General features: G+C 71.0%; 10 protein-coding genes and 1 tRNA gene. 3 read left to right on the forward strand and 8 right to left on the reverse strand.

From position 1 onward, the window contains the following. Positions 1-36 precede the first annotated feature (36 nt). The 4 genes from DAE25_RS21960 to DAE25_RS21975 form a co-directional block, all read right to left on the reverse strand. Positions 37-432 carry a phage holin family protein gene (locus DAE25_RS21960; RefSeq protein ID WP_107768371.1) on the reverse strand — a complete coding sequence of 132 codons (396 nt, stop codon included), beginning with the start codon at positions 430-432 and terminating at the stop codon, positions 37-39. A 124-nt stretch (positions 433-556) separates the two neighbouring features. Continuing rightward, a complete protein-coding gene (locus tag DAE25_RS21965) occupies positions 557-6,019 on the reverse strand; it encodes a peroxidase family protein (RefSeq protein WP_199907729.1) in 5,463 nt (1,820 codons plus the stop codon). Positions 6,020-6,213: 194 nt separating this feature from the next. Further along, positions 6,214-6,840 (reverse strand): YdcF family protein, encoded by a 627-nt coding sequence (locus DAE25_RS23325; protein ID WP_325050383.1) that lies wholly within the window; start codon positions 6,838-6,840, stop codon positions 6,214-6,216. An 89-nt stretch (positions 6,841-6,929) separates the two neighbouring features. Next, positions 6,930-7,664, reverse strand: a complete 735-nt coding sequence (locus DAE25_RS21975) for a PIG-L deacetylase family protein (protein ID WP_107768377.1) — start codon at positions 7,662-7,664, stop codon at positions 6,930-6,932. A gap of 61 nt (positions 7,665-7,725) precedes the next feature. Here DAE25_RS21975 and DAE25_RS21980 point away from each other — a divergent pair, with 61 nt between their 5' ends. After that, positions 7,726-8,691 (forward strand): GNAT family N-acetyltransferase, encoded by a 966-nt coding sequence (locus DAE25_RS21980; RefSeq protein WP_159083892.1) that lies wholly within the window; start codon positions 7,726-7,728, stop codon positions 8,689-8,691. Positions 8,692-8,698: 7 nt separating this feature from the next. On the opposite strand, the gene DAE25_RS23650 is transcribed toward DAE25_RS21980, so the two are convergent. Continuing rightward, entirely contained in the window at positions 8,699-9,448 is a 750-nt protein-coding gene (locus DAE25_RS23650) for a thermonuclease family protein (RefSeq protein ID WP_199907730.1), read from the reverse strand. A gap of 71 nt (positions 9,449-9,519) precedes the next feature. After that, positions 9,520-10,083 (reverse strand): DUF1269 domain-containing protein, encoded by a 564-nt coding sequence (locus DAE25_RS21995; protein WP_107768380.1) that lies wholly within the window; start codon positions 10,081-10,083, stop codon positions 9,520-9,522. Positions 10,084-10,303: 220 nt separating this feature from the next. Between DAE25_RS21995 and DAE25_RS22000 the strand changes: the two genes are divergently transcribed. Further along, positions 10,304-10,380, forward strand: a tRNA-Ile gene (locus DAE25_RS22000). An 11-nt stretch (positions 10,381-10,391) separates the two neighbouring features. On the opposite strand, the gene DAE25_RS22005 is transcribed toward DAE25_RS22000, so the two are convergent. After that, positions 10,392-12,788, reverse strand: a complete 2,397-nt coding sequence (locus tag DAE25_RS22005; RefSeq protein WP_107768382.1) for a hybrid sensor histidine kinase/response regulator — start codon at positions 12,786-12,788, stop codon at positions 10,392-10,394. 31 nt (positions 12,789-12,819) lie between these two features. Next, positions 12,820-14,238 (reverse strand): serine/threonine-protein kinase, encoded by a 1,419-nt coding sequence (locus DAE25_RS22010; protein WP_159083893.1) that lies wholly within the window; start codon positions 14,236-14,238, stop codon positions 12,820-12,822. An 89-nt stretch (positions 14,239-14,327) separates the two neighbouring features. On the opposite strand from DAE25_RS22010, the gene tyrS reads away from it, so the two are divergent. Further along, positions 14,328-15,593, forward strand: coding sequence for a tyrosine--tRNA ligase (gene tyrS / locus DAE25_RS22015; protein ID WP_234411203.1), 1,266 nt, complete (start codon positions 14,328-14,330; stop codon positions 15,591-15,593). Positions 15,594-16,056: the final 463 nt, after the last annotated feature.

A 16,056-nucleotide genomic window follows, 5' to 3' on the forward strand; every position in this document is an offset into this window, starting at 1 on the left:
ACACGGGTCGGGGGCCCTTCTGCGTTCCGGCCGGGGTCAGTTCCGGTCGCGGGCCGCCTCGACACCGGTCTTGACCAGGATGATCGGGAGCAACAGGGTGGCCAGCGCGGTGGCCAGCCACACGATGACGGTGGCGGCGAGCCACGTGGTCGCGCCGCCCTCGATGGTGAGCGCATCGCCGATGACGGTCGTGAGCCAGAGCGCCACGAACGTGGAGAGCAGGCCGACCCCGCCGAGGAACGCCGCGGCGTTGCGGGCGGTGACCTTGGCGATGAAGGGCGACAGGACGCTCTGGATCACCGCGAAGATCAGGACCGCGGTGAGGAACCCGCTGGCCGTGACCTCGAAGCCGTCGACGACGGCTGCGGTCACCAGGAGGCCGACGGCCGCGGAGACGATGAAGATGGCGGTGCGCACGAGGAACCGGATCATGTCGGCAGCCTAGGGGCGGCGACGACCGCCCGGGGTGGGCCGATTCGGGTGATCGTCTTGCGCGCCAGAACACCCCGGGCGTCGAGGGACCCGGGGTGTTCTGGGTGTGGGAAGGTGCCGCCGGCTACCTCCCTGCGACCAGGTTGGACCTGGCCGAGCGGGGGCTGGTGCCGATGGCGTTGATGGCGACCACCTGGAACCGGTAGTTACCGGTCTGCGGCAGGGTCATCGCCAACGTGCGGGCGGTCGAGGCGAGCACTGCCGACTGGGTCGTCTGCAGCACCGCGCCTGCGGCGCTCATCCGGAGGGCGAACACGCGGTACCCGGTGATGGCCGAGCCGCCGGTGTTGGCCGGCGCCGCCCAGTTGGCGGTCGCCGTGATCGCGCCACCTGCCACGCCCGCCACCGCGGTTGCGATGGTGGGTGCAGCCGGTGCTGTTGCCGGCGCCGGGCCCGTCGGGGTGACGGTGTTGCTGGCTGCGGACAGTGCTCCGACGCCGACGGCGTTGACCGCCCGGACCCGGAAGTTGTACCCGGTGCCGTTGGTCAGCGCGCTGACGACCGTGCTGGTCGCCGTCGGGGCGATGCCGGTCACCGTCCGGATCAGGGTGGTCCCGACCCGGACCTGCACGCGGTACTCCGTGATCGCCGAGCCGCCGGTGTTGGCCGGAGCGGTCCAGCTGACCGTGGCCGACGCGTTGCCGGCGACCGCGGTCCCGATGGTGGGAGCCCCCGGTGCCGTTGCCGGCGCCGGTCCCGTCGGGGTGACCGTGTTGCTGGCCGCCGAGAGAGCTCCCACGCCCACTGCGTTGACCGCCCGGACCCGGAAGTTGTACCCGGTGCCGTTGGTCAGCGCGGTGACGACCGTGCTGGTCGCCGTCGGGGCGATGCCGGTCACCGTCCGGATCAGGGTGGTCCCGACCCGCACCTGCACGCGGTACTCCGTGATCGCCGAGCCGCCGGTGTTGGCCGGAGCGGTCCAGTTGACCGTGGCCGACGCGTTGCCGGCGACCGCGGTCCCGATGGTCGGCGCCCCCGGAGCCGTGGTGGCCACCGGAGCGGTGGGCGTCACCGTGTTGGAGGCCGCGGACAGGGCGCCCGGACCGAACTCGTTCACCGCCTGCACCTGGAAGGTGTAGGCCGTGCCGTTCACCAGGCCCGCGACCACCCGGCTGCCCGCCGCAGCGATACCTGTCACCGTGACCACCGGGGTGGCCGCGGTGACCGTCGCCGGAGTGGCGACGATGGTGAAGCTGGTCGGTGCGGGACCACCGTTGTCCGCCGGGGCGGTGAAGGTGACCGTCGCCGAGGCGTTCCCTGCGACCGCCGTGGGAGCGGCCGGGGCCGCGGGCGTGAGCAGGGTGATGGTGGTGTCGGAGAACTGCAGCTTCTCGATGCCGCGCAGCGTGTCCGTCCCGTCGGTCGCCGCCCCCCGGGTGTGTGCCACCGTGATGCTGGTGGGCCCGAAGGTGACGTCGTAGTCCGCACGAGGACCGGAGAACAACGCGGTGTCGTCGCTGGCTCCCGTGCTGGACAGCACCTCACGGACCAGCACGATGTTGCCCGGGTCGACGGTCCCGTTGAAGACCGCCTCCTGCAGCGTCGTCGCGCTCCCCGTGAGGTAGGCGTTCTCCATGAGGTCGGTGGTACCGATCTCGGTCGAGGCGTCCGCCGGGTTGGTCCGGACGCTGAGCCTGACGTTGACGTAGGCATCGCCGTCGATGATGTCGTCGGCGCCCCGTCCCTCGATCAGGTCGTTGCCCGCACCACCCAGGAGGATGTTGCCGTCACCCCACACGTTGGTGCCGCTGAGGATCGGGCAGTCGCCGGAGGCGGATGCCGCGACCACGGCGGTGCGCGGTGTGGCCAGCGGCGGCACCAGGTCGTCGAGACCGGAGATCCGGTCCAGTCCGTCCTGGTCGAGCGCGTCGCAGCCGATGAAGCCTCCGCCGCCCACGGCGCTGGGGACCACGTCGTCACCCCGCAGGATGTCGTCGAGCACCCCTCCCGAGAGGGCCTCGGCCTCGTTGAACTTGTCACGGACACCGACCTGCAGGATGTCCAGCGGTGCGATCGGCAGGGCCAGGTCGAGGTCCTGGGCGATCGGGTCGCCCTGGCCGGGACTGCCGGCGATCTGCCAGTCGTAGCCGGAGGCGGCCGCCACCTTCTCGATGCCCGGACCGGCGACCCCGATGTCGTCGCCACCTTCCATGTCGTAGTCGTCATCGCCGCCCTGGCCGATGAGGACGTCCGAGCCCGGAGCCTGCGAGTCGTCGAGGAAGAAGAGGTTGCCGCTGTCACCCTGCATCAGGTCCGGCTGGTCACCGCCCTCTTCCCAGTCGTTGCCGCTGTCCCCGAACGCTGCGTCGAGGCTCTGGCCCAGCATGATGAAGTCGTCACCGGCACCACCGAAGGTCTCGTTGGCATTGGCTCCACCGTTCGTGAAGTCCTTGCCGTTGCCACCCATGACGATGTCGAGACCGGGTCCGGCGTCGATGGCGTCGTTGCCCGGACCACCCTTGGGAACGTCGTCACCGGCGAGGTCGGTGATGATGTCGCTGCCCTCGCCACCGAGTGCCACGTCGGCTCCGCCGCCGCCCTCGATGATGTCGTTGCCCAGGTTGCCCCAGAAGGTGTCGTTGTCGTTGCCGCCGTAGATGCGGTCGACGTTGTTCGTCCCGTTGTAGACGCTCTGGCCGTTGATGCCGGGCGGGTCGACGGTGTTGCGTGCCCGGTACTGGATCGTGCCGTTGGGCTGACGGATGAGCAGTGCCGTCTCGTCGCATTCCGTGGTCGGGTCGTTGGCGACCGTGTTCCCGAACTGAGTGAAGCCGGCCGGGGTCCCTGCGAGGTTCGCGAGCTGGAACTTGCAGTCCGACGTGGCGAAGACGTCCGCCTTGAGGGTGTTCGTCCCGTCCGTGTTGCGCTCGATCATCTCGGCGAAGGAGTTCCCCTCGAGCTGGGCGCGCAGGTTCATGCCGGGCGTCCGGGCCAGGTAGTAGAGCCGGTCACCGTTCTGCAGGTCGGTCATCTGGTTCTCGAACACGTAGTTGAACGTCGTGCCGAGCAGGCCCCCGAAGGGAGTCGTCGTCTCGGCGAGGCCGCCGACCCAGAGGTCCACGTCGTCGAGACCCGTGATGGAGCGACTGCCGCTGTTCGCCCAGGCGTCCGTGCTGTTCATGAAGGCAGCAGCGTCCGTCGGGGTCTCGGTGTCACCGAGCACCGGGTTGGCGAGTCGGGTCGCGGCGGCCCGCCGGGACTTCAGCGTCGCCGGACCGTTGTTGTCGGCCGACTCGTCGACGGCCGTGCCCGGGTCGTCGACCAGGATCTGGTCGGGCCCGTCGACGTCCCTGAGGATCGTCGGGTGCTGGCCGTACGCCGCCACGAAGTTGACCAGTGACTCGGGGTGCTTGAGGTTCTCACCGAAGTCCACCCAGCTCGTGTAGGGCTTGAGCTGGCCGTCGTTCGTCCTGGCGAAGACGTCACGACGGAAGACGTTCAGCGGGGGCACGCCCTCGGACCGGGCCCGCGTCATGTTGATGCTGGCGAGGTCGAGGGGCAGACCGAGCAGGTTGTTGCGCAGCGTCTCGGTCACGAACTCGTCGAGCTCGTTGCCGGTCTGGTCCGTCATGCCCATGACGATGCTGCCGGCCGCCTGAGCGGCGTTCAGCGTGCCCGCACTCCCACCGTCCGTGTAGGCCGGGGGATTGAGGAAGCCGTCGAGCAGCGAGATGTCGTTGTCGCTGCCGTCCGCGTTGCGACGCGAGATGGTCTCGGTCAGCATCGAGTGCCCGAACCGGTAGACCGCGTGCGCGAACTCCGCGCGCACGGCCGGGTTGAGGTCGGTCTGGGTGAAGGCGAAGGGCTCGAAGGGGTTGATCCCCGGCTGTACCTTGCGGGCGAACTCCTCGAAGACGAGGTGCTGGTACTCCATCTCGGTGACGAAGCGCGCCGCCTGGAACAGCCGCGAGCCGTTCCACCCGTCGGCTCCCGCCGTGGACTTCCACTCCGCGAGAGCGGCGATGCCACTGGCAGTGGTGTCGGTGGCGAGCGTGTTCTTGATGTCGTCGACCAGTCGGTCGTGCTCGGAGTGGAACACCTGGTGGATGGCGGTGAGCCCGATGTTCTCGTTCACGCGCCCGTCGCCGGCGATGAAGTGCGCGTCGAGGAGCTCGTCGTCGTACGACCCGGCGGGGGAGGTGACGTCGAGCTGCTCACCCGCGGTGGTGTTGCTGTCCGGACCGACGGCCAGTGCGGCAGTCGTGGGCTCGGCACTGTGCGCGATGTCGGTGAGGAACGGCGTGTCGAAGTACTTCACGTCACCCGGCACCGGGACCGGTGACGCGGTGTCGCCCTCCACGAGGCCGGAGTCGGTGACGTACTGCGGCAGGCCACGCAGTGGTCCGGGCAGGAAGTTGCCGTAGGCGTCCACGGCGAGCATCGGGACGTTGAGCACGTCCTTGTCGGTGAGCTGGAGACCGAGGAGGGTCGCAGCCTGCTCCTTCGTCGAGGCCCAGGTGGCCATGCCGGAGTCGACACCGGCCACCGCGTCAGCGGCGAGCACGCCACCCAGCATCTTGCCGGTGGGGACCGGTCGTCCCGCAGCGTTGGTGGTGTACTCCCGCAGGAACGCCTGGTGGGACGCGTGCGAGGTGTAGGTCTGGCTCTGGTCCACCCACGGCGAGTCGGTGTTGTCGGCGTCCTGGACGTCGTCCTCGGTGCCCATGACGCCGTCCGTGCCGGGCTGGTTCTTCCCCCGGGTGAGGACCATGAAGCGCAGGCTGGGGCTCAGGTCGTCGGCGGTGCCGAACCTGTGGTCCTTGCCCGCCACCAGCGGGTCGTCGTCCTTGAGCGGGACGAAGACGGTGCCGCCGCCCTTGACGGTCTGGTCGACGCCGTGGTCGAAGAACTGGCCGAACAGCGTGAACAGCGAGTTGTACGGCGGGGACAGGCCCACGTCCGTGGTCACGTTGGGGATGAAGAGCGTCTCGAAGGACGGCGTGCAGTCCGTCGGGACGGCCGCGATCGGGGGGTCGGCCAGCGGGTCCGGGTCCGTCGTGCACGGTACGACGCCCGGGTTGCCCTGGGTGCGCACCGGGAAGCCCGCCGCGGCGATCGCGGCCGGGTTCGTCGACGTCTGGTCGACGATCAGGTTGCTGACCGTGCGCGGCTGGGTGTCGAAGACGTTGCCGGACTTCTGTGCGTACGACGAGCTCCCGCCGCCGAAGGTGGCCGGTGCGTCCTCGGCCGGCTTGAAGACGGGCGCGGCGAGCCGGGGGAACTCCTCGTCAGCGGCGCCGCTGCGCTCCTTGCCGGCGACCAGGTTGTTGCACGACCCGTCGACGGTGCGCAGGCCGAAGGACACCAGCGGGCTGGCGAGCTGGGAGCGCAGGGCCCCACAGGCGCCGGTCGACGACGTGGTGTCGGCGACGTGCTTCTCGGCGATCTTGATCTGCTTGAGGATGTAGGCGAGGTCGGAGGGCGACACCGTGAAGCCCTGCCCGACCTCAGCGGCAGCGGCGTCGGCCGCCGGCGCGAGGGTGACGGGAAGGATGAACGACGCCGGGATGGCCAGGACGGCTCCCACCGACACCCACCTGCGCAAGCGACCCCTCCCTGGCCGCCGACGGGGATGACCTCCCGCGCCGGACCGTCTGGGGTCTGGTTCCGAGACAGGCGAGTTGCGCAGGATCCGGCTCATGAGGCACCACCTTGGGAGAGGACGTGAGGCTCACAAGGTCCACCTCCCCGCTTGCTGTCCGCTTGGGGTGATGTCCGGGCTCAGCCCCGGGCGGCCCCCGGGAACGCCTCGCCGAGCACGCGCGCCGAGGCCTCCACCTCCGGCGGCAGGTCGACGTGCCCGATGAAGCCGGTGCCCCGCGGTCCGTAGCCCCGCTCGTCGTCACGCAGCCGTCGCAGCTCGCCGAGGACGAGGTCCACGAAGCGGTCCAGGTCCCACGCGCGGTCTCCCACGTCGTCGTACCCGCCGTCGCGGCGCACGACGGGCACGAAGGGCGCCCGGCTGGAGATGGTCACGTCCCGACCGGCCAGCGCGCGACGGAAGGACTCGTGGGTCCGGCGCTGCATCGTCGGGTCCTGGACGACCACCACGCGACCGTCGGGGAGCAGCGGTGCGGTGAGGCTGGCGTTCTCGCCGCAGTGCGTCGACGCCTCCTCGAGGATGACCTGTTCGGCGTCGACACCGTGGCGGGACACGAGCAGTGCGGCGAGCACCGCGGCCTCCGACGAGCCGTCGTCCGCGATGGCCCAGGGCCGGACGGCGGCGAAGAGGGCGGGGGTCGAGTGGCCCCGCCCGCCCGTGACGACCAGCCGGGCCCGCGGGTGCTCGGCCAACAGGTCGGCCGTCACGTCGAGGGAGCGCAGCACGGCACTGCCGCACAGCACCACGACGTCGGGGACGGTCTCCGGGTCGCGACGCGCCAGCCACGCGGACGCGACGCCGAGCGCGTCGAGCGATGCCCGGGTCGGAGCGGCGATCAGTCGCCCCAGCCGAGCGGGTAGACCTCGAAGGGCGCGGCGAACGCGACCCCGAGGCCCTGGCCCGTCTGGCGGGCCATGCCCTCGAGGAACTCGCGGGGGTCGAAGTGCTCCCAGCCGAGGCCGTCGATGTAGGCACGGTGGGCCTCCAGCGACGCCACTCCGGCGTCGAAGGTCCCGGTCGTGTCCACCGCGTGCCGGGCCTCGGGTGAGCCGAAGGCCCACACCGCCCGGACACCTCCCCAGGGCTCCAGGTCACCGTCGAGCTGCTCGGGGAAGATCCACCGGTTGCCCGAGTCCCTCGCCGCGTCGAGCACGCCGCGACCGACGGCGATGTGGTCGGCCTGGTTGAGCGACTGTCCGCCCCACGTGTCGCGGAAGTTGCCGGTGACCACGACGTCTGGCCGGTGGCGGCGGATGACCTCCGCCAGCGTGCGCCGCAGCGGCACGCCGTACTCCACGATGCCGTCGGGCAGGCCCAGGAACTCCACGGTCGAGACCCCCACCAGGCGCGCGGACTCGACCTGCTCGGCCTCGCGGACCGACCGGCACTCGTCGGGATGCATCCCGTCGATGCCGGCCTCACCGCTGGTCACCATGCAGTAGGCGACGTCCTTGCCCTGCCCGGTCCAGCGGGCGACAGCGGCCGCCGCGCCGAACTCCAGGTCGTCGGGGTGCGCCACGATGCACAGCGCGCGTTGCCAGTCCTCGGGGAGCTGCTCGACGTCGGTCATGCGTCGAGCATGGCACTCAAACCGGTGGCGGGCGACCGGTCCGACGCGGTCAGATGGGCGCATGGAGATCCAGCAGCTCGACGTGCACGACGACGCCGCGACCCGCGCGTTCCACGACGTCGAGCAGGCGGTGGCCCGCCACGACCGTCCGCACGCCGTCACCCGCACGTACGACGCGCTGCTGAACGCGTGGCGCAACCCCAGCGCCTATCGCCGCTACCTCCCGCTCGTCGCGGTCCTCGACGGGGAGGTGGTGGGGTCCGCGGACCTCGGGCTCTCGCTCCAGGACAACACCCACCTCGCGGACCTGGAGATCTCGGTGCTGCCCGCGCACCGCCGTCGCGGGGTGGGGCGCGCACTGCACGAGGAGGCCACCCGGCTCCGGACCGCGGAGGGACGCACGAGCGCCTGCGGCGAGGTGTACGCCGTCCCGGGCGTCGACTCGCCGGGGCTCGCGTTCGCCACCGGGCTGGGCTACCGCAGCGTGCACGTGGAGGACCACCTGCTGCTCCCGCTGCCCGCGACCCCGCCGGCGGTGGACCCCGACGGCTACGAGATCGTCACCTGGCGCGACCGGTGCCCCGACGAGCACGTCGACGCCTACTGCGAGATGCGGACCAGGATGAACCACGACGTGCCGGTCGGCGAGCTCGACCTCGAGCCGGTGGACATGACCGTCGAGCGGCTGCGGGTGGGGGAGGAGCGCACCGGACGTTCCTACTCCTCGGTCGTCGCGGCGGCCCGCCGGCGCGACGATGGTGTGTTCGGCGGCTACTCGCTCACCTACCTCGGCCACGGGACCGACGACGCCATCCAGGACGACACGCTGGTGATGCCCGAGCACCGAGGCCGCCACCTCGGCGCGGCCCTCAAGGCCGCGACGCTCCGGATCGTGCTGGCCGAGCACCCCGAGCGCGTGGTGATCCACACCTGGACCGACCCCGAGAACCATGCGATGTACCGCACCAACACCGCCTTCGGCTACCGCGCCGTCGAGCGGATGCACGAGGTGCAGGTCACGGACTGACCATCGCTCAGGACCAGCAGCGCGACCAGCTGCCCCGACCGGCGCGCTCGGCGCGGGCCTCCACGCGCCGGTACTCCCGGGTGCGGGCGAAGGGGTTGCCCCGGTAGACGTACGTCGTCGCGAGGCCGGCGCGAACCTGCGCCTTGCCGACGTCGCGGCCGCCGCGAGCGACGTACCGCAGCCAGCGCCCGTAGCGGTCCCGGTCCGCCTGGCTCGCGTCGGAGACGAGCACCACGCGTGAGCCGACCGGTGCCAGGCGCTGCATCCTGGCCGAGGCGTCTGGGCCGCCACACTCGCGCTGGCCGTGGACCTCGGGAGTGTCGATGCCCAGAACGCGCACGTCGCGCACGCCGACGCCGCGCACACGGACCTTGAGGGTGTCGCCGTCGGTGACCTTGACGACGACGCCGGTGTGCCGCTGGACGGGACCGCTGCTACCGGAGCCGTCCGGGTCGCTCACCGGCGTGGGGGTGGGCGTCGGCGTGGGCGTCGGGTTGGTGGTCTGCCCTACCAGCGGCACCGGCGCGGACCCCGTGCACGGACAGGGGTTGGACTCGCAGGCCAGCCCGTCACCCTCCGCGTCGAGGCGGTGCGGGTCGCCCGGACCGGCCGCCAGGAAGAACGCCTGCGCCTCGGCCTGCGTGGCGAAGTCCGCGCAGTCCTTGTCGACGAACGCCTGCGCGGGCACGACGCTCCCGGTGAGGGCCGACAGCGTGACGGCGAGCAGGAGGGCGAGGGCGGTGAGCAGGCGGCGCATGGGTCGAATGCTCACCCGTCCGGGGCGCCGGCGTCCTCGGAACCGGCACGTTGGTCAGCGCTGCTGTCCGCTCAGGAGTCACTCTCCTGGGCTTCCTTTGCTGCTGCCTTGATGTCGTCGGCCTCGACCTTGGCGATGGTGGACTCGACGATGGCATCGGCCCGATCGAGCGCCCGTCGGATCTTGACCGCGCCGGGGTCGGAGACCAGCGCGAGCAGGCCGGAGTGCCCGGGTGGGATGGCGGTCTCGAGCTGCTGCTCGAGCTCGCCGTGGTGGTGGCGCTGGCGCAGCTTGCCGGCGAGCGCACCGGCGGAGCCGACGACGGCGGCGCTGCCGAGGATCGAGGGTGGGAAGATGACGCCGAGCGCGATGCCGCCGACCACGCCCCACTTGAGACCGGACTTCGTGCTGTGGTCGGTGGCCTTCTGGATCTCCAGCGTGCCGTCGGCGGAGCGGTTGACCACGATGACGCCCTCGATCTCGACGGTGCGGCCGTCCTCCACGGACTTGAGGGCCTCGTAGGCCTCCCACGCCGTGCTGGTGTCGCTGAAGTCGGCGACGAGGAGGGTGTAGGCGCCGTCGGACACGGCGGCCGCCGTCATCTCACGGTCGGGGGTGTTGCTGTCGTCTGACATGGGTGCTCCTTGTTGGTGGGGCCTCAACTGTCGAGCGTCAGGACCTCGACGGCCTCACCCGGTCCGGGTGGAGCGGACAACTGCGATCTCGCCGAGTGCGCCGAGTACCTCGTCTCGCTGGACCGATAGGGTCCCTCTACCCGGGCGACGTGCACGTCTACGTCGACTGGACCCGCAGGGACGCGCAGGACGGCGTCTGACCTGCGGAAACAGTGAACGCGGGGCGGTAGCTCAGTCGGTCAGAGCAGAGGACTCATAATCCTTGGGTCGTGGGTTCGAGCCCCACCCGCCCTACCACGGCCCGCGTCCTACGGCGCGGGCCTCAGCCACCGCTCGCGGTAGGCCCGGATCCCGGCGCGCGCCCGGTCCAGCGCGGTGGCGAGGCGAGGCAGCAGCGGCGCGGCCCCGGACGTCGTACCGGCGTCGCCGAGCGCCTCGAGCTCCCGCGCCAGGGCGACCACCTCGACGGCACCGAGGTTGGCAGCGCCGCCCGCGAGCTTGTGGGCATGGGCACGCAGCGCGTCCGGGTCCCGCGATTCGACCGCGCAGCGGAGGTCGTCGGCCGCCGCGGCGGTGGTCTCCTCGAACCGCCCGGTCACCCGCTCGAGGTACGACGTGTCGTCGGGGTCCATGTCGCGCAGCAGGTCGAGCCGGGCGAGGTCGAGCGCTCCCTCACCGGCGAACCACTGGGCCAGGGTGCGCGTGAGGTGCTCGAGGTCGACCGGCTTGGTGAGGAAGTCGTCCATGCCCGCGGCCAGGCACCGCTCGCGCTCGCCGGCGACGACGTTGGCGGTCATCGCGATCACCAGCGTCCGCTCCCCGTCGGCTTCGCGCGCCCGCAGGGCCCGGGTGGCCTCGTACCCGTCCATCCGCGGCATCTGCACGTCCATGAGCACCAGGTCGTACGACGCCTGGTCCAGCGCCGCGAGCGCCGCGAGCCCGTCCTCGGCGGTGTCCGCCGCGTGACCGAGGGCGGTGAGCATGCCGGTGGCGACGAGCTGGTTCACGCGGTTGTCCTCGACGACGAGCACGCGCAACGGGGCCACCGGCACCGACGGCTCCGGGCCGATCGCGCCGGCGAGGGTGACCGGGTCCGCCCCGGACGCGGGTCGGAAGATCCCGGTGAACCAGAAGCTGCTCCCTCGGCCCGCGGTGCTCGTGTAACCCACGTCGCCGCCCATGGCCTGGGCCAGCTCCCGTGAGATGGCGAGCCCCAGCCCCGTCCCGCCGAACATCCGGGTGGTCGACGAATCGGCCTGGCGGAACGGCGCGAAGACGTCGGTCGTGGAGGTGTCGATGCCGATGCCGGTGTCGTCGACACGCACGGTGAGGCGCCAGAGGTCGCCGAGCCGGTGTGCTCGCACGGTCGCGTGGACGCTGCCGCGCTCGGTGAACTTCACGGCGTTCGTCACGAGGTTGGCGAAGACCTGGCTCACCTTGGTGGGGTCGCCGCGGAGCACGGCGGGTGCGCTCGCGTCGTACGTGAGTGAGAAGTCCAGGCCCTTGGCGGCGGCGACGCCCCCGATCGGGCCGGCCACCTGGTCGAGCACGGCGCGCAGGTCGAAGTCGATCTGCTCGAGCACGACGCGGCCGGCCTCGATCTTGCTGAAGTCGAGGATGTCGTTGATGAGGGAGAGCAGCAGCTGGCCCGACGTGCGGATGCCGTCGGCGAGCCGACGCTGCTCGGGATCGAGCCGGGTCCTCAGCAGCAGGTCGTCGAGACCGAGCACCCCGTTGAGCGGGGTCCGGATCTCGTGGCTGACCGTTGCCAGGAAGTCCGACTTCTGCTGCGAGGCCGCCATCGCGGCGTCGCGGGCCTCGGCCAGCGAGAGCTCGGCCAGCTCGCGGGCCAGGACGTGCTCCAGCTGCTGGACGACGTGGTCCACCATCCCCTCGATCAGCTCGAACTGCTCCAGCGGCGGCGTCGCGGTCATGACCCCGACGGCGTGCACCCGACCCAGGTGCTTGATGGGGAAGGCCAGGGAGACACGGTCCTCGTCCCACTCCGGTACGCCGCTGCGCGCCGCTCGCGTCGCCACTGCCAGCTCCCGGGCGGCCCGCTCGGGGTGGGCCTCGTCGTCGGCGATCTCGCGCTCGCGCTCCTCGGCGACGGGGTGCAGGCGGGTGAGGGTGCCGCCCTCCACCAGGAAGGCCACCGCGCGCTCCCAGTCGTCCATCAGGAGCAGCAGCTCCCGGCCGCGGCCGAGGATCTGCGCAAGGCTGCTGGCGTCGTTGGCCGCGCTGGCCACGCCCTGGAGCAGGTCGTACTGCGACACCTTCTCGGCGAGCTCGGCACGCGCCTGGGTGAGCTCCATGAGGGTCGCGCGACGCTGCGAGTAGTCGCTGACCCGGTGCAGGACACCGGTCAGGGTGCCGTCCTCGGCGTGCACGGCGCTCTCCCGCACGAGCACCCACAGCGTGCTGCCGTCCCGTCGTACCCACTGGCACTCGACGTCCGTCGGGTTGAAACGGCCCTCCCGGAGGGCGGCGAGGTGCGTCCGGAACTGTGCGCGACCCTCGTCGTCGAGCGGGTCGAGCACGGAGAGCGACCCGAGCTCGGCCGGGTCGATCCCGACGAGCCCGGCGAGGGCGGCGTTCGCATAGATGGTCCGGCCCTCGAGGTCGAAGACCCAGATGCCGTCCGGGGACTCCTCGACGATGCTGCGGTACAGCGCGTCGTCGATGCCGTTCCCCACGTCCGCCACCCCTGCACTCTAGGAGGGGCAGGTCACGACGTCAGGCTTCCCCCGCGATGAGGTAGGTGTCGTCCTGCCGGACCAGCTGCAAGGACACGTCGTCGGTGTTCTGGCCGCCGTCCTGCATGACGTAGTCGACCGTGTAGGTCACCGTGAGCGACTCGGGGTCAGCGCTGATGTCGCGTGGCGTCGCGGACTCCACGGTCCCCCAGAAGCCCGAGTAGCCCTCGAAGCCGTTGCTGGCCTCCTGGAACTCCGGGGTCAGCATCTGGAAGGTCGCCTCGGGGTCCGAGGTGACGGTGGAGAGGTAGGTGGTGATGAACTCGGTCATCTCACGCTTCGTCGCAGGCCGGGTGGCCTCCTCGGTCGGCGTCTCCTGCGACGGCTCCTGCGTCGGCTCCGAGGTCCCCGTCGTCTCGGAGGGGGACGGGTCGGTGCCGGCGGTCGGCTGCTCGGGGTCGTCCTGGAGGGCGGCGAACGCGAGGATCCCCACCAGGACCGCGGCCGCGAGGGCGACGAGCCAGGGGAGCGGGGAGCGTCGGCGTCGGGCCGACCGGGGCGTGGGTGCGATCGTGGTGGTCCGGGTCGTGGAGCGTGCGGCCGTCGTCGCGGGGTCCTGGGACGCCGGGGGGACGGGAGCGGGGACGGGGACCACCTGTGTCGGCGTCTCACCGCGGCGCAGGGCGTCGAGGTGGTCCCGGACCTGGACCATGGTCCAGCGCTGGGCGGGGTCGCGGACCATCGTGTGCTCGAGCACGGTGGCCATCGGACCGGCGTCGTCGAGGCGCGGCGGATCCTCGTGCACGATCTTGTAGAGCCCGCCGATGAGGTTCTCGCCCACGTCGTACGGCGGTCGCCCGGCCAGGGCGTGGAAGAGCGTCGCACCGAGGGACCAGACGTCGCTCGCGGCCGTGGCGGTCGACCCGGAGGCGACCTCGGGGGCCAGGTAGGCGGGGGAGCCGGTGACGAGACCGGTCTGGGTGAGGCTCGCGTCGGCCTGCGCCCGCGCGATGCCGAAGTCGGTCAGCTTGGCCTGGTCCGCGGCCGTCACGAGGATGTTCGAGGGCTTCACGTCCCGGTGCACGACGTCGTGGGCGTGCGCCTCCGCGAGGGCGTCGGCCGCCTGCCACATGAGGGACGCCGCGTCCGCGTGCCCGAGAGGTCCCAACCGCCGGATCCGCTGCGCCAGGGTCTCGCCCTCGACGTACTCCATGACCAGCCACTGGTGGTCGTCCTCGACGACGAGGTCGTAGACGCCCACGACGTGGGGGTGGTTGAGCATCGCGGCCAGTCGAGCCTCGCGCTCGGCGCGGGCCAGGTCGGGGGCATCGGCGCCGGGGATCATGCCGATCCGCTTGAGGGCCACGGGTCGCCCGAGCACCTCGTCGCGACCGAGGTGGACGGCACCGGTGCCGCCACGACCGATCTCGCGCTCGAGGGTGTACCTGCCTGCGATCACGTCACGCCTTCCATCAGGGGAGATCACACATGCTAGGTGGGGACGCCGTCTGGCAGGCTAGGTGTGAACCCCCACCGGAAGGACCCCACGTGTCGACCCCGAACGTCCTCGACGAGCTGGCCTGGCGAGGACTCGTCGCCCACTCGACCGACATCGACGCCCTGCGCGAAGCGCTGGGTGAGGGGAGCGTCCGGTTCTACGTCGGCTTCGACCCGACGGCACCCAGCCTGCACATGGGCAACCTCGTCCAGCTCGTCACCGCGCGCCGGCTCCAGGACGCCGGCCACACGCCGTACATCCTCGTGGGCGGCGCCACCGGCATGATCGGCGACCCGAAGGACTCGGGGGAGCGCACGCTCAACAGTCTCGACACCGTCAAGGACTGGACCGAGCGGGTGCGCACCCAGGTCTCGGGCTTCGTCTCGTTCGACGGGCCCAACGCGGCGACCGTCGTCAACAACTACGACTGGACGGCGTCGCTGTCGGTCATCGACTTCCTGCGTGACATCGGCAAGCACTTCCCGGTCAACCGGATGCTGGCGCGCGACACGGTCAAGCGCCGTCTCGACTCGGGGATCAGCTACACCGAGTTCTCCTACGTCCTGCTGCAGTCGATGGACTTCATGGCGCTCAACCGCGACCACGGCGTCACGCTTCAGTTCGGCGGCTCCGACCAGTGGGGCAACATCACCGGGGGAGCCGAGCTGATCCGGCGTGCCACCGCCAACCAGGCGCACGCCTTCGCGACGCCCCTGGTCACCAAGGCCGACGGCACCAAGTACGGCAAGACCGAGGGCGGCGCCCTGTGGCTCGACGCGGGGATGATGTCGCCCTACGCCTTCCACCAGTTCTGGCTCAACGTGGAGGACGAGAAGGTCGCCGAGATGCTGCGCATCTTCACCTTCCTGTCCCGCGACGAGATCGAGGAGCTGGAGAAGCAGACGGCCGACGAGCCGTGGAAGCGGGCGGCCCAGCGTCGCCTCGCCGACGAGGTGACCACGCTGGTCCACGGGGTGGAGGAGACCGAGCAGGCCAAGGCCGCAGCCGCCGCGCTCTTCGGTGGGGGAGACCTGCACTCGATCAGTACGTCGACCCTCGCGGCCGCCGTGCGCGAAGCCGGGAGTGCGTCGGTGTCCCGTACGGCGATGCCCACCGTGGTCGACCTGTTCGTCGAGACCGGGCTGGCGAAGAGCAAGGGCGAGGCCCGTCGCACCGTCTCGGAGGGCGGGGCCTACCTCAACAACGAGCGCGTCGAGGACCCGGACCGGGTGCCGGCGGAGGCCGACCTGCTGGGCGGCGCATGGCTCGTGCTGCGCCGCGGCAAGAAGAACTTCGCAGGCGTCGAGGTGGTCTGAGGGCCCTGCGGCACCGGTCCTGACGGGCGCGACACGCACGTGTCCACGCCCAAAAAGGCCTCTGACCTGCGGAAACGTGATTGTGCGCCCCGTCACACGGTTTCGATTTGCGCGATCGTGGGGTCCGGTCTAATGTTCTGTTCGTCGCCAGGGAGCGGCGGGGAGCAAGGCCAGAAGGCCGGGCTTCCGGCCCCGGGCAGACCGACCGCACCACCTCGATCGAGGCGGCTCCGCACTGAGTGCAGAGCAAACCAGATCGTAACGCTGCGGACAGGCGGGAAAAGCCAGCGATTTGCATCGCCGGAAATACACCGCCTAATGTTGGACAAGCCACCGCAGCTCGTAGCCACTTGGTTGCAGCACGGTAATGCGTCTGATGTTTGAGAACTCAACAGTGTGTCATAGTCGACGAATTAGTTTGTTATGCCCCGTCACCATGGCTTTTGAAGTTGTGGTGGTGGTT

Source organism: Nocardioides terrigena, assembly GCF_003047265.1.
Taxonomy (GTDB): Bacteria; Actinomycetota; Actinomycetes; order Propionibacteriales; family Nocardioidaceae; genus Nocardioides; species Nocardioides terrigena.